At 61.8% G+C, this 14166-nt stretch carries 9 protein-coding genes and 1 tRNA gene; 7 read left to right on the plus strand and 3 right to left on the minus strand.

What is annotated here, in order from left to right:
• Window positions 1-737, plus strand: a 737-nt coding sequence (locus BM396_RS31085; protein WP_280142423.1) for a transketolase C-terminal domain-containing protein, incomplete at its 5' end; no start/stop codon positions are given.
• A 168-nt stretch (window positions 738-905) separates the two neighbouring features.
• On the opposite strand, the gene BM396_RS31090 is transcribed toward BM396_RS31085, so the two are convergent.
• Together BM396_RS31090 and BM396_RS31095 are read right to left on the minus strand one after the other, a co-directional pair.
• On the minus strand, window positions 906-2042 hold the full coding sequence (locus BM396_RS31090; RefSeq protein ID WP_244539025.1) for a tartrate dehydrogenase: 1137 nt from the start codon (window positions 2040-2042) through the stop codon (window positions 906-908).
• Window positions 2043-2146: 104 nt separating this feature from the next.
• Window positions 2147-4075, minus strand: a complete 1929-nt coding sequence (locus BM396_RS31095) for a chloride channel protein (protein ID WP_244539026.1) — start codon at window positions 4073-4075, stop codon at window positions 2147-2149.
• Window positions 4076-4296: 221 nt separating this feature from the next.
• Here BM396_RS31095 and BM396_RS31100 point away from each other — a divergent pair.
• The 6 genes from BM396_RS31100 (at window position 4297) to BM396_RS31125 (ending at window position 13522) form a co-directional block, all read left to right on the plus strand.
• Window positions 4297-4373: transfer RNA gene (locus tag BM396_RS31100), tRNA-His, on the plus strand.
• A gap of 799 nt (window positions 4374-5172) precedes the next feature.
• Window positions 5173-5988, plus strand: a complete 816-nt coding sequence (locus BM396_RS32455; protein WP_139239592.1) for a hypothetical protein — start codon at window positions 5173-5175, stop codon at window positions 5986-5988.
• Window positions 5989-6003: 15 nt separating this feature from the next.
• Window positions 6004-8670 (plus strand): primase-helicase family protein, encoded by a 2667-nt coding sequence (locus BM396_RS31105; RefSeq protein ID WP_244539027.1) that lies wholly within the window; start codon window positions 6004-6006, stop codon window positions 8668-8670.
• A 1105-nt stretch (window positions 8671-9775) separates the two neighbouring features.
• Window positions 9776-10798 (plus strand): DNA-methyltransferase, encoded by a 1023-nt coding sequence (locus BM396_RS31115; protein ID WP_091995302.1) that lies wholly within the window; start codon window positions 9776-9778, stop codon window positions 10796-10798.
• Window positions 10795-12363 carry an ATP-binding protein gene (locus BM396_RS31120; RefSeq protein WP_081948829.1) on the plus strand — a complete coding sequence of 523 codons (1569 nt, stop codon included), beginning with the start codon at window positions 10795-10797 and terminating at the stop codon, window positions 12361-12363. The genes BM396_RS31115 and BM396_RS31120 overlap by 4 nt, the downstream gene beginning before the upstream one ends.
• A gap of 4 nt (window positions 12364-12367) precedes the next feature.
• Window positions 12368-13522, plus strand: coding sequence for a DEAD/DEAH box helicase (locus BM396_RS31125; RefSeq protein ID WP_081948831.1), 1155 nt, complete (start codon window positions 12368-12370; stop codon window positions 13520-13522).
• Window positions 13523-13587: 65 nt separating this feature from the next.
• Here the strand turns inward: BM396_RS31125 and BM396_RS32460 are convergent, their stop codons facing one another.
• Window positions 13588-13782, minus strand: a complete 195-nt coding sequence (locus tag BM396_RS32460; RefSeq protein ID WP_139239593.1) for a hypothetical protein — start codon at window positions 13780-13782, stop codon at window positions 13588-13590.
• Window positions 13783-14166: the final 384 nt, after the last annotated feature.

Below are 14166 nucleotides of genomic sequence, written 5' to 3' on the forward strand. Positions count from 1 at the left end.
TGGCGCTGCAGAACCTGCCGGTGCGGTTCTGCCTGGACCGGGCGGGTCTGGTGGGCGCGGACGGGGCGACGCATGCCGGCGCGTTCGACCTGGCGTATCTGTGCTGCCTGCCGAACATGACCGTGATGGCGGCCTCCGACGAGGCCGAGCTGGTGCACATGGTGGCCACCGCCCACGCGCATGATTCGGGCCCGATCGCCCTGCGCTACCCGCGCGGCGAGGGCGTGGGCGTCGAGCTGCCGGAGCGGGGCGAGGTCCTGGCGATCGGCAAGGGCCGGGTGGTGCGCCGGGACGCGGAGGCGCGGGTGGCGATCCTCAGCCTGGGCACGCGGCTGGCCGAGGCCTCGAAGGCGGCGGACACGCTGTCCGAGCAGGGCGTGGCGGTGACGGTGGCGGATGCGCGGTTCGCCAAGCCGCTGGACGAGGCGCTGATCCTGGATCTGGCGCGGGACCACGAGGTCCTGCTGACGATCGAGGAGGGCTCGCGGGGCGGGTTCGGCGCGATGGTGCTGCACCTGCTGTCGGAGACGGGCGCGCTGGACGCGGGCGGGGTCCGGGTGCGGACGCTGACGCTGCCGGACACCTACCAGGACCACGACAGCCCCGAGAAGATGTACGCCGAGGCCGGCCTCGACGCCAAAGCCATCGTCAAGGCGGTCCTCGATGCCCTGCCGGCGGCGTCCGGCAAGGCGGAGCCGGCCAGCAACGTGGTGAGCGTGCGCCGCCGTCCCCGCTGATCGCGCGTTTCGCGACGGCGCTCCGCCCCGCGCACCTCGTCCTGAGGGGCCGGAGCAGAGCGCAGGCCCCGAAGGCGCCTTCCGGAGGTCGCGCGATCTCCGGAAGGCGCCTGCGAGGCGGCTCCGCCGCACCCCAGGATGAGGGTGCGGCAGGGCGAACCCGCCTCCCTAGCCCAGCGCCTGCGCCACCGCCTTGCCGCAGGCCTGCGTGTCGGCGTTGCCGCCGAGGTCGCGGGTGCGCAGGGTCCGCTCGGACAGTACCCGTTCGATCCCGCTGACGATCTCCCGGGCGGCTTCGTGCTCGCCGAGATGCTCCAGCATCATCGCCCCCGACCAGATCTGACCGATCGGGTTGGCGATCCCCTGGCCGGCGATGTCCGGCGCCGAGCCGTGGACCGGCTCGAACACGGACGGGTGCACCCGCTCCGGGTTGATGTTGCCCGACGGCGCGATGCCGATCGTGCCCGTGCAGGCGGGCCCCAGATCCGACAGGATGTCGCCGAACAGGTTGGAGGCCACCACCACGTCGAACCGGTCCGGGTTCAGGACGAAATGCGCGGTCAGGATGTCGATGTGGTACTGGTCCCACCGGACGTCCGGATAGGACTCGGCCACCGCCTTCACCCGCTCGTCCCAGTACGGCATGGTGATCGAGATGCCGTTCGACTTCGTGGCCGAGGTCAGGTGCTTCTTCGGGCGCTTCTGGGCCAGCTCGAAGGCGAATTTCAGGATCCGATCGGTCCCGTGACGGGTCATTATCGTCTCCTGCAGGGCGAATTCCCGGTCGGTGCCGGCGAACATCCGGCCGCCCGCGTTCGAGTACTCGCCCTCGGTGTTCTCGCGGACCACCCAGAAGTCGATATCGCCCGGCTTGCGGTCCGCCAGCGGGCACTTCACCCCCGGCATCAGCCGCACCGGGCGCAGGTTGGCGTACTGGTCGAATTCCCGACGGAACAGGATCAGGGAGCCCCAGAGCGAGATGTGGTCCGGCACGCGCTCGGGCATGCCGACGGCGCCGAAATAGATCGCGTCGTGGGTCTCGATCTGCGCTTTCCAATCCTCCGGCATCATCCGGCCGTGCTGCTCGTAGTAGTCGCAGCTCGCGAAATCGAACCAGTCGAGCTGGAGCGAGAAGCCGTGACGCCTGGCCGCCTGCTCCAGCACGCGCACGCCCTCCGGCACCACCTCCTTGCCGATACCGTCGCCGGGAATGACGGCGATGCGGTAGCGGCGGGGCGGGCTGTTCGGGTGGCCGGGTTTTTCTGGACCGGGTTTTTCTTGGCCGGGTTTTTCTTGGCCGGGCATGTGTCCTCCACGCATGTCGGAGATCGGGCTTTTGCTGAGCCCGGGTCGGAGACGTCAGGGTGATTGTTGCACCCGGGCGTGCGGTCAACACGCCGGCCTGACAATCAGTCGGTTTCGCCCGCCATCGCCCGGCGCTGGCGGTCGAGTTCCTCGCTGTAGCGTTTCAGCGTGTGGCTCTCGGTGAGCAGGCCCAGCACCTTCCGGCTCTCGGCACTCTCGACGACTGCGAGTGCCTCGCTCTCCGTGCGGTCGAAGGCGGCGGCGGCGTCCTTGGCGTTCATGCCCGGCGTGAGGAAATCGTCCCCATGGAGGAGCAGGTCGGCGAGCACGGGCTGCGCGTCGGCGCCGGAATCCCGGGACGCCGCGTGCGCCTCGGGCACGTTCACGATGCCGGCATAGCGCCCGCCCCCGTCCACGGCGATCACCCGGGAGGGCGAGCCGAGGGGATGGGCACGCAGGAAGGTGGGCAGCGGCGTATCCACCGCCACGGTCCCGGGATTGCGGCGCATCAGCCGGCCGACGGTGAGCGAGCGGATCCAGCCGACATCGTGGGGGCTGCGGATGCTCTCGCCGCGCAGGTGGAAGCGCCAGGTGGCGAAGGAGTAGCCGAAGGTCTTGCGCACGGTGAGCGAGGACGCGATCACCGCCGCCAGCACGACGCCGGTGATCGGCAGGCTGCCGGTGACCTCCAGCGCCAGGAACGTCATGGTCAGCGGGCCGCCGATGATCGCGACGGCCAGGGCGCTCATGCCGATCACCGCGTAGGCCAGGGGCGTGAGGCCGAAATCCGCGAGCGGCGGCACCAGCACGGGGGCGAGGGCGGCGAACAGCTTGCCGGCGATGGCGCCCAGGAACAGGGACGCGAAGAACAGACCGCCCCGGAACCCCGAGCCGATCGAGATCGCCGACGCCACCGCCTTGGCGGCGAACAGCCCGGCCAGGGCGGCGATGCCGTGTCCCTGCCCTTCGGCGGCGAAGTGCATGTGCAGGGCGCCGTGACCGCCCGAGAGCACCTGCGGCGTCGCCAGCAGCGCCAGCGCGCCGACGCACAGCCCCCCGAAGGCGGGCGCCGCCACCCGCGGGACGCCCGAGGCCTGGACGAGGCGCTCGACCAGGGTGACCCCGCGCATGATCAGGATGCCGAGGCCCGCACAGACCAGCCCGAGGGCGAGGCTCGGCAGGATCTCCAGGCTGGTGACGTGCGAGGTCGTGACCGCCTGCATGTCCCCGAGATCGACGAGCGGCTGGGCCTCGATCAGCGACCGGGAGATCAGGTTGCCGCACAGGGCCGCGACGATCACGGGCGTCAGGGTGGCGATGGAGTAGGTGCCGATGATCAGCTCGAAGGCGTAGAAGGCGCCGGCGAGCGGCGCGCCGAAGCCGGCCGCGATGGCCCCGGCCGCACCGCAGCCCACCAGGGTGCGCAGGTCGCTGCGCCGCACCTCGAAGGCGATGCCGAGCCGCGAGGCGAGGCCGGAGGCGATCTGTGTGTAGCCGGCTTCGAGCCCCACCGAGGCGCCGGACCCGTTCGAGATGACGTTCTGGAGTGCGAGGTAGAGGCTGTCGCGCAGGGACATCCGGCCGCCATGCAGGGCGTTCGCCTCGATCGGGTCGATGGCGGGGCGCTTGCGCGGGCCGCGGACGTAGTTGGCGGCGACGATCAACAGGCCGAGCACGCCGCCGCCCAGGCAGGGGCCCACGAGGAGGAGCACCGGCGACACGGCATCGACGGCGCTGAGGCGCGCCCCCGCGGGCAGCTGGTAGAGCCCCTCGCGCAGGGTCTGGGTGATCCAGGTCATGGCGGAGACCGCCACGCCGGCGACGCAGCCCACCAGGGTCGCCAGGGCGACGAGGCCGCCCTCGCTCCGGCGAACGAGGCTGCGCAGCCGTCCGGGGGCCTGGATGAGGCCGATCCCGGCCCAACGGCGACGGGTCCGCCGGCTCGGCCGGACGGCCGATCGGGCCGGGACATCGGCCGATCCCTCGCCGGGCGCCCTGCCCCCGCCGGCGCCCGCTGGCTGTCGCGCGCTCACGGTCCGCCTCTTCGCCTCCGGTCGGTTCGACTGGCGGGGCCGACGCGTCGACCCCGCCGTCGCAGTTACAGCCGGGGTCGATCCCGTTGCAAACGGGCGCGTGCCGCAGGGGCGCTGCCGGCCCGGCGCGGGGGAGCCGGACGGCGCTATCCACGGAGTCGAAATCCCGTGCACACATCGCCTTGAAAACTGCCGCGGCCCACGATACACCCCGCGCCAGTGCCGCCGTAGCTCAGTTGGTTAGAGCACCAGATTGTGGATCTGGGGGTCCCCCGTTCGAGCCGGGGCGGTGGTACCATCGATATCAAGGAGTTAGCGGGCGGCAGGGCATGACCCTCCCCCGCTGACGACTAGCAGACGACTAATCCACCGAAAAAACTCGCTTGGTTCTGCGGCAACGGGCGTCCGCCAATTCGCTGGCGTGCGGGGCGTGTGCATCTTGCCTAGGCAGCAGAAGTGCGGGCGCTAGTCGCCTGAGTTTAGTCGCGGGGACGTCGCATCCGCGGCGCCATCCGCTGCCTTGAGCTCCATCATCCTCACCGAAGGCGGAGCGGCCGTGGCCGTGGCCCCAAGGCACGTACGCCCCCCCCCCCACCCCGTTGGGTCCCCCTGCGGTGTCTATCCCACGAGGGGGCTCTGTGCCGCTGCTAGAAGTTCCCGGGCCCCGCCCCGGGGTCAAGCAAACACGCCTTCGAAAAATATAGGAAAATTTGCGGACACCTTGTGCGTTGGGCGACCTTGCCAACCGCTGAGGTCCTGCTCGGCGTGAGCGGTTTCCCTGCCGACTGCTCGATTACCAGCAATTTGGTGAAGTTCTCTCTTCGTTCTCACGAGAGAGCACGGCATACCCTTGTTTGACCGGCTCGCACACGGATTGTCCGGGGACGCCGGGAGGAAGGAAAAGATGCAAACTCACCAAGAAGACGATCGTCTCGTTTCGGAGGCGGAGTTTCGGCGCCGGACCAACACCGGCAGAACCAAAACATGGGAACTGCGCAGGGCCGGCAAGCTCCGGTTTGTCAAGATTGGCCGACGGATCAACTATCCTATGGCTGAGCTGCGCCGCGTTCTCACTCAAGGCACGGAGGGCACTCGTCATGGCTGATATTCAAGGACTCATGCGCCTCTCCACTGGCCCACATGCCAATTCCACAATCGGAAGCATGTTCAACGCCACAATGCTCTCAACGGGCCTCGCTATCTTCGACGGCGGGGAGCGAGATGCACCATTTTATCGCCTGCCGACGCGAGACGCTGATAGCCCGGTGCCGGGTTTGGGTAGCGGGGCTTTCTACAGCGCACATGAAGCGGACGCCGGGCGGCGCGCATCGGTAGATGCCGCCTACGCTGATGCCGAAGATCTTCGCTTTACCCCGCAGGTCGTCGCCCGGGGCCACGCGGGGCCTCTGACCCGAGACGTGATCCACGGCGTATTCGGATTCTCAGTTCAATCTCAGTTCTCACCGCGAACCGATCATATGGACTTGGATTTTCGGCAAGATCGATCGGTGCTCGGAGCAGAGATGGCTCGTTTTTGGCAGGCAGACGCGCTGCCAACCTGCTGCCTCATGGACTACATCAACCATCGTGCCGATTGGTTTTGGCTTCTCGAAAAACCCGAGCACATCCGGTGGAGCGACGCACGCAAGCGGCAATACGACGAAGCCGCAAGGGCGTTTGCACATACCGTTGGCGGCCGAGCTGACGCGCAGCCACTATTACAGGCGTTCGCTCTGCCTGGCGCGTGCGAGGTGGTGGATCACGGCGGGGGGTGGAGCACGAACACCCCCGTTCATGTCTTTTCACCGGCGCTGGCGATGCCGGACCGCTTGCCGCCGCGCTACGGCCGTAGCTTCGATGATCTGATGCCGCTTGCCAACCGCATCGCCGCAACGCCTTCAATCCCACTCTGATAGGACAGCGCTGACATGAACCAAGCAGCATTAGAACAAATAGTGAACATGGCGAAGCGGGACGAGAGTCCCGCCACTGCCGCACCGGACGCGAGCGAAGCGTTGGCCGCGCTTCGCTCACTTTTCGGTAGGCCGAGCACCCCGGGGAGGTTGTCTATCGTTTCTATCATGCCGGATGGCCCCCCAAATGAGATGTTCCGGGGTCTTATCAATTCTCCGCATGTAGAATGTCAGCTTCTCGACTATTTGAAGACGACTAACGCTGAAGCCAACTGCTACATCCATGCCGGTGAGGTCTCTCCCATATTTCGGGGGCGCAAGGCGGCAATTGCAAACATTGATGCGACCTACAGCCTGTGGGTCGACTTCGATCCATTGGTGGGCGAGACGCCGGAGGCTTGCGATGTCCGGGTCGCCGGGATGCGTGCAGGTATGGATTCTGCGGGTCTCGGGCCGGACATTGTGGTCAAGTCCGGTAATGGCGTGCAATGGCATTGGCTGACCGCGCGAATGGGGTTCACGGGAGAGCCCGCGCTGCCGCACGAGACGATTGGTGCTTATCTCAAGCGCGTTGCTCTCGCGCTAGGGGGTGACCCTGCCGTTGCGCATGTCGCTGCATTGCTCCGCTTGCCGGGCACCATGAATCTGCCGAATGCGTCAAAGCAGGCGAAGGGCCGCACCGTTTGCAGGGCATCGCTCATGTCCACTCGGCCATACGATCCAACCCGGCGGTGCCTAGAAACGCTTGAGGAGCTCGAGGCATTCGTGGGCCAAATTGAGCATTGGGCCGCCGAGAACCTCGGACTGCCGGCGGCGCGCTCAGCAGACAACCCCATGGCTACCGGGACCGGCTTTGACGGCGAAGCGTGGCACGTGGTGCTCCCGGAGCAGATGGCCCGTTGGTTGCTGCGGGGACTTAAGCAGGCGGCCAATCGCGGCCTTGATCGCAACCGTTGGGTGATGTTGATCCGGGCCCTGCGCCACGCATGCTCCGCGCTGCCGGATCACGAGGTACGGGATGCAATCCTTGATTTCGACGCCCGGTGGGAGGATGGCCCGTCGAACCCTGTAGCTGTCGACGCGGTGCTGTCAGAGCCGGGGCTGCCTGATAAGTTCGGCTTGCCGCAGCTCGTGCGGCTGCTGAGCGAGCGCGGGTGGGCCGAGAACCGCGGGTTCCTCGCCAAGGCTGATTTCAGCGCTGTCCCGCCGGCCAACGACAACGATATGCCGGGCGCTACGGGCCGGGCGCCGAAGCTGCCGAAGGTCGTTCCCGCTGACATGTCAGAGAATGCGGACGCGCTCGCGGCGATGAACAGGCGGCACGCGTATGCCAAGGTCGGCAACGGGGGGGCCGTCGTCGTCTATGGCGAAGCGGGCACCGTGCCCTCTCTGATGCAGAAGCATCCCTTCTTCGACATGATGGCACCGCGGAAGATTACGGGCTCGGACGGGCGCCGCGTGCCGATCGCGCCGGTATGGTTCGGGTGGAGCGGGCGTCGGACCTATCTTGGCGGCGTGAAGATGCTCCCGCAGGGCATCCATGGCGACGGCCTGTCTGTCCCGGCCGATACGCTGAACACGTGGATGGGCTTCGTCACCGTTCCTGCTGAGGCTGACGGGTCCGATTGGCCGACCATTCGAGAGTACCTGCGGGATATCCTGTGCGCCGGCGACAGGAGCCTATACGCATGGCTCATGAACTGGCTCGCCCATGCCGTTCAATTCCCGCACGAGAAGCCCGGCACGGCGCTGATCCTGAAGGGCCCGCAGGGGGCGGGCAAGACGACGCTGACGGATCTTCTGCGCGCCATCTTCCACTCTGCCCATATCGTTAGCGCCGACCGGCCCGAAGCCCTGCTCGGCAAGTTCAACGCTCACCTTCGGGAAGCGCTTATCGTGATCGCCGATGAGGCTGTGTTCGCTGGCGATCCGGCAGCCAACAACCGGCTGAAGGCTTTCGTTACTGACAGCACGATCACCGTCGAGCAGAAGGGATTGGACAGCTACGCTGTGCCGAGCTTCCATCGGCTCATTATGACCTCGAACGAGGAACACGTGGTGCGGGCTGAGACCGATGCGCGGCGGTGGGCCGTCCTCGATGTCAGCGGCAAGCGAGTAGGTGACGCGGCCTACTTCCGGGAGCTGTACGGGGCGTTGAAGCCGAACCACCCGGAGATGCGGGCCTTCCTGCGCGACATCGCGGGTATCCCGGTGGACCGGGATGCGGTGCGACGCGCCCCGACCACGGCCGGTCTCATCGGGCAGATCGTCCAATCGCAGCCGGCGCCGCAGCAATGGCTGTACGAGACGCTTCGGGATGCCCTCCCTGCATCGCGGTCGGTAACGCCGCAGAGCGCCGCCGATGCTGTGCCCTTCTGTGCGGAGTTCGGCGGCGGAGACGGCGAATGGCCGGGTTATGCGACGCGCGAGGCGCTGACACAGAGCTTTGAACGGTGGGCCGCCGGGCGCCGCTACCTGCGCGGAGTCAGCACAAATGCCCTCGGCAATCTGCTCAAGATGTTCGGGCCGGCAGTTCAGGTCAGGGGCGCGGACAGCAGCCGCCGGCGTGTCGTCAAACTCGGCACCCTTACCGAAGCACGCAATGCCTTTGCGACCGCATACCTACGGGGTGTCAGTGATGCGAGCGTTTGGGGTGATTCAGATGTGGTTGCGTCTACTTGAGGCGGCACAAGGGGCACAGGCTATCCCACGTGTGGCACAGGCTAGCCTCCCCGTTAAGTGATTGATTCTAAAAGCTTGTCACAGGCAACACAACCTACACAACTCTTTTTTGAAATAGGGATAGAAATGGAAATCGATAAGACCTCTGCGGGATCACGTCGGCGGCGCGGCCGGACGCAATTTGACGGCGATTTGAAAACACCTGTTCCGCCTGTGCCGGCTGTGACATTACCAAGCGCGCGCCTGACAACAGGCGACATCACGGCCAAACTTCGTGACGCGGAGGCCCCCCTGCCGGCCCTCACGCGCGAGAACAACGGCCGATTCCGACGCGGCGCTCCCTCGCCGAACCCTGGCGGCCGGCCGGCTATCGCACCGGAAGTGCGCGACGCCGCGCGAGCCTACACCGCAGAGATGCTTGGCGTTCTCGTGAATGTGGCAATGGATGAGGGGGCCCCTGCCGCCGCCCGCGTCACAGCCGCGACAGCGGTGCTTGATCGAGGCCACGGGAAGCCTGTCACGAACGTGGACGCTCGAGTCGCCACCGTGGATATAGGCGCCATGCACCTCGAAGCTCTACGCGAGATGACCGGGCTGGGCACTACTACTTGAGTGCAACCGATCCGGCGGCAGCTCATAGCGCCGCCAAGCCGCCGCTGGATCCCCGCTCCCATCGCTTACGCGGCGTAAAAACACGAAAGGCATGTCATCAGGACTCAAGCGAATAGCCGGGTCTAATGAGCCGTTGCATATGGGCCACATAGGCTACCATAAGTTGCGCTTTGTCGCGCAGCTCGATTAACGTCCTTGCGAACGCGCTGGCGGAGACACAAACAGTGAAAAACTGGGAGGTGGCGGCACTTTGTGAACCCACGACGGTCGCGGGAGGCTAAGTTCGACGAGCTACTCGCAATTTGCTGCGGGCTGCGATGGCTGCGCAACGATGAGACGCCTCGACCGAACGCGAGACGACAGGGGAAAAAAAGACATGCTTCCGTTTCGAAGTAGGGATGTCATGTCGGTCTGTCCCGTATGCAGACACCGCCCTTGTATTCATCCAACGCGTTGCACCCGGAAGCTCAAAGCGCGGTCAAGTGAACGAAGCATGCCCACACAGTCAGCCGGAACAATGCAGATTCAGGCTTCGGCCACGATCGATGAGGTCTACAATACGCGCCTTGGATCTATGTACAACGCTCGTATCGAAGACGCCCTTTGCTCGCCTCAGCTCAAAGCAGTGGAAGGTAAAGTCAATTTAATAATAACTTCTCCTCCATTTCCTCTCGTTCGCAAGAAACGTTATGGAAACGAAACTGGAGAGAATTACATTTCTTGGCTAGAAGCTTTAGCGAAACCTTTGTCAAGTCTATTAAGTGACGATGGATCGATTGTCATAGAGATAGGAAACGCTTGGGAAGAGGGGCTGCCGATCATGTCGACCCTGCCTCTCGAAGCTCTCCTGGCATTCAAGCGCGCGGCAAATCTAAATCTTTGTCAGCACGTGATCTGCCACAACCCTGCGCGGCTACCGAGTCCGGCCGCGTGGGTAAATGTCAAACGTGCACGGCTAAAAGACTCCTTCACGCACGTTTGGTGGATGTCAAAAGGATCCTTCCCCAAAGCAGACAATCGACGAGTGTTAAATCCTTACAGCAAAGACATGAAGAAGCTGCTCAAAGAACAATCATATAATGCGGGACGGAGGCCGTCCGGACACAAAATTTCCGAGAAAGGCTTTCTTGTTGACCATGGTGGGTCGATAGGACCGAACGTACTTGATCTAACCGGAGAAAATTATCCCGAGTCGCTTCTAAAGTTCACAGGAACAAAATGGGACGCAAATTACCGGACATACTGCAAAAATAATGGGTTGCCGTCCCATCCCGCACGCATGCAGTCTTCATTGGCGGCATTTTTCATACAATTTCTTACTGACGAACAAGACATAGTATTAGACCCGTTTGGCGGATCAAACACGACGGGCAGCGTCGCTGAGGAGATGAGCCGTCGCTGGATCAGTATCGAAGCGGATAGAAAATATGCGGATGGGTCACGCGGTCGCTTCGCCCAACTAAGTGATGAGACGCAAGACGCAAAAATCTCAGGGATGCAGGAAGAACTCCTATGACCGTTAATTCTGAGACTGACCTGCTCATCGGCCCGCAAGCTCTCATCGCTTACAGTCGGCTGAGCTACACCATGTGGCACGCCCTTGCAGAGTTTATCGACAATTCTACGCAATCGAGAAAAAATTACGAGAATATTATTGATGACATTCTGAGAGATGAGGGAACGCCCCTTGTCGTCAAGATCAATTACAACCGGTTGGAGAGAAAAATCACGATTCGTGATAATTCGATCGGCATGAGTCACGACGATCTAGTAGCTGCTCTTAAAGTTGCTCAACCTACGGCCGACAGTCGAGGTCGGTCGAAATACGGCATGGGTATGAAGACCGCAGCGTGCTGGATCGGCCAAAAATGGAAGGTGACCACTTCCGAGTGGGGAAGCAACGAGGAATGGGAGGCTAACGTCGACGTCGAAGCGATCGCAAATCGTAATGCGAAGGTGCCTCTGAGCATGAGGCCTGCGACGACCGATTCTCACTTCACTGAAATAGAAATAACTCAGCTCAACCGAAACATCCAAAAGAGGACCGAGGAGAATATCAGACTTTTTCTAGGATCTATGTATCGGAACGACCTTATTTCCGGCAACCTCAAGCTTTTGTACAATGGCGATGAAATAAATGCTCCGGATGAAGCTTCATTTGACACCGACCCGCAGGGCAGTCCGATGAAGACAGAGCTTCCTGACGATTTTGTTGTTGGAGGAAAACAGATAACTGGTTGGTTTGGCGTCCTGCGTAAGGGGGCCGGCGGCAGAAAATACGGTGGTTTTTCCCTGTTTCAGAACGGGCGTCAAATTCAAGGCTTCCCAAACGCTTGGAAGCCTACCGCTATCTTTAGCGGCGTAGATGAAGAGGGCGCGAACAATCTTGTTGCTCAGCGTCTCGTAGGCGTACTCAATATGGACGGCTTCGACGTCTCTCATACGAAGGACACGGTACTTTATAAGGGCGACGAAGAGGCAGAGCTCGAAAAAAAACTGACTGAAATTACGGCAGATTATCGAAACTATGCAAAGAAAAGGCGCGGAGATAAAACTCAGCAGTGGACTAGAGAGAAAGTACGAGATCTTGTGCAAAATATGGGGCAGGAGTTTGCTAGCCCCGAAATGGGCGATGCACTGAATAATACAATTCTTCCCCCGCTCGATGCAATCGTTGCGAGCAATCAGCGTCAAGCATCTGCGCTCGCACCCGACGATTACGTTGCGCAATTTGTGGTCGGAAATCAGTTGTCAGTTCGCATCGCACTTCAGGAGCGCAGCGAGAATGACCAATACGTGACGATTGTTGCCGCAGCAGAACCCAATTCGATAAATATCATCATCAACCGTCTCCATCCGTACTATGAATCGCTCGAAACCTCGGAAGCTGTCGATGAGTGCATTAGGCAATTTATCCACGATGCGATATCGGAATATCGCGTTCACAGACAGCAGGCCAATATAAACCCCGACAGCGTGAGACGTGCTAAGGACGCGCTTCTTCGGGTACAAGAACTTAGAATCGACAACGCTGCAGCTCGACTTGAACGCGAAGATTTAAATACCTCCGTGTCGGGTTGATCGAATGCTTGCCTCGGACCTGCGCGGGTGGCAACGAGAGGCGTTGAGTCTTTGGCAGGCTGCCGGTCACCGCGGCATCGTCGGCGCCGTAACAGGTGGAGGCAAAACCATCTTTGCCCTCGCCTCTATCCAAGCAACGCGACCGGAGACCACATTGGTGGTCGTTCCTACTATCGCATTGCAAGATCAATGGTGGGAAGAAGCAGCGGCTTTCTTTGGAGTGCCCCTCGACGATATCAACATCATAACTGGGCGCCTCAGAATCGTGCAAGGCACGATCAATATCGCTGTCCTGAACACAGCCGCTAGGCTAACGCCAAGTTGGGACGAGCAGAGCATGATGCTCGTCATCGACGAATGCCACAAAGCGGCGAGCCCCAAATTCAGCTCGATTTTATCTTTGCCCGCTCGCTATCGAATGGGACTTTCGGCAACGCCGGAGAGGCCGTACGATGAAGGACTAAGAACCCTTTTAATACCCTCCTTGGGCGAGGTGATTTATCAATACAGCTATGGTGATGCCTTGCGAGATGGCGTCATTGTCCCGTTCGACTTAAACAACGTCGTATTTGAGCTGGAGGAGGATACTCGTCTAGCTTATGAAAAACTTACACGATCGATTGCCAAAGCCATATCTCAATATGGCGCCGACTCGTCAGAGGCGATCCGTCTTTATCTCAGGCGCGCTCAAATTCTCAATTCGAGCCCGGCGCGCGTAAAATTGGCACTCCGACTGGCATCAAAAAATCGCGGGCGCAGGATACTCATCTTCCACGAGAACGTGGAGGCGTGCACTGTGATCGACGAGGTTCTAAGAACAGCGGGTATTCGGTCCGGGCTCTATCACTCCGGACTGAGCGGCCGTTCGCGAACTGAGACGCTGTCGAACTTCCGGAAGGGCGAAATTGAGGCACTAGTCACGTGTCGCGCGCTCGACGAAGGTTTTAATGTACCCGAGACTGAGGTTGGCATTATTGCCGCGAGTACGGCTACCCGCCGGCAACGCATTCAACGTCTTGGGCGTGTTCTTCGGCCGGCAAGCGGCAAGGATCGCGCCGCTGTGTACACCCTCCTCGCCACAGGCCCTGAAATGGCACGGCTGAAAAGCGAGGAAGAGGAGCTGGAAGGTGTCGCTAACGTGACCTGGAGTCGGGCATGAGAAAAGTTATGATCTCGCCCTGTCAGGAAGATCACATATTTACTCTATGTGATCCGGACGAGCCTTCAGAGACGGCGTTTGAGGCGATCACCCTGCGCGCATTCGCGTGTCTCTTTCCAAAATACCAATGCGTAATCTTCGGTGGAAGATTTCTTTATGAGGATCAGATTCATAAGCCTGATTTGGCTATGGTAGCGCGCGATAGATCCCATTGGTTTATCGTCGAGGTTGAGCTTGTCTCGCATCCTCTTGAGCGCCATGTCCTGCCTCAAGTCCGAGCGTTCCGTTATGGAGATCCGCAAAGCGATTGCGCTAGCATTCTCTTGTCTTATGAAGGAATGGCTCCTTGGCTGGGGCTGCATCGAAGGGTCGTTGCCCGTCATGCAGGGGAATGCGGGCCGAAATTCTCTTGGTCGACACAGGACCGCTCTTGAGTGTGGCCGCTCTCCAAAACCTTCACCGACTTGAACGGATACAGGGGCTTCGGGCCCGTATGACAAGACGAAGCGGCGAGGCGAAACATGCAGCAGACCATCGGGATCGACATAGCTAAGGATACCCTTGACGCCTACCGGTTGGGCGATGGGCATCGGCTAAATGTCGACAATAATCGTGAAGGCCATCGGCTACTTCTGAAATGGATC

It is taken from the genome of Methylobacterium sp. UNCCL125 (assembly GCF_900116795.1).
Classification (GTDB): Bacteria; Pseudomonadota; Alphaproteobacteria; order Rhizobiales; family Beijerinckiaceae; genus Methylobacterium; species Methylobacterium fujisawaense.

Excerpts from the sequence above, each read along its gene's own strand:
- BM396_RS31090 (WP_244539025.1), bottom strand. The coding sequence starts at position 2,042 with ATGCCCGGCCAAGAAAAACCCGGCCAAGAAAAACCCGGTCCAGAAAAA.
- BM396_RS31120 (WP_081948829.1), top strand. The coding sequence starts at position 10,795 with ATGACCGTTAATTCTGAGACTGACCTGCTCATCGGCCCGCAAGCTCTC.
- BM396_RS31125 (WP_081948831.1), top strand. The coding sequence starts at position 12,368 with ATGCTTGCCTCGGACCTGCGCGGGTGGCAACGAGAGGCGTTGAGTCTT.
- BM396_RS32460 (WP_139239593.1), bottom strand. The coding sequence starts at position 13,782 with ATGGCGCTCAAGAGGATGCGAGACAAGCTCAACCTCGACGATAAACCA.
- BM396_RS32455 (WP_139239592.1), top strand. The coding sequence starts at position 5,173 with ATGGCTGATATTCAAGGACTCATGCGCCTCTCCACTGGCCCACATGCC.
- BM396_RS31105 (WP_244539027.1), top strand. The coding sequence starts at position 6,004 with ATGAACCAAGCAGCATTAGAACAAATAGTGAACATGGCGAAGCGGGAC.
- BM396_RS31115 (WP_091995302.1), top strand. The coding sequence starts at position 9,776 with ATGCCCACACAGTCAGCCGGAACAATGCAGATTCAGGCTTCGGCCACG.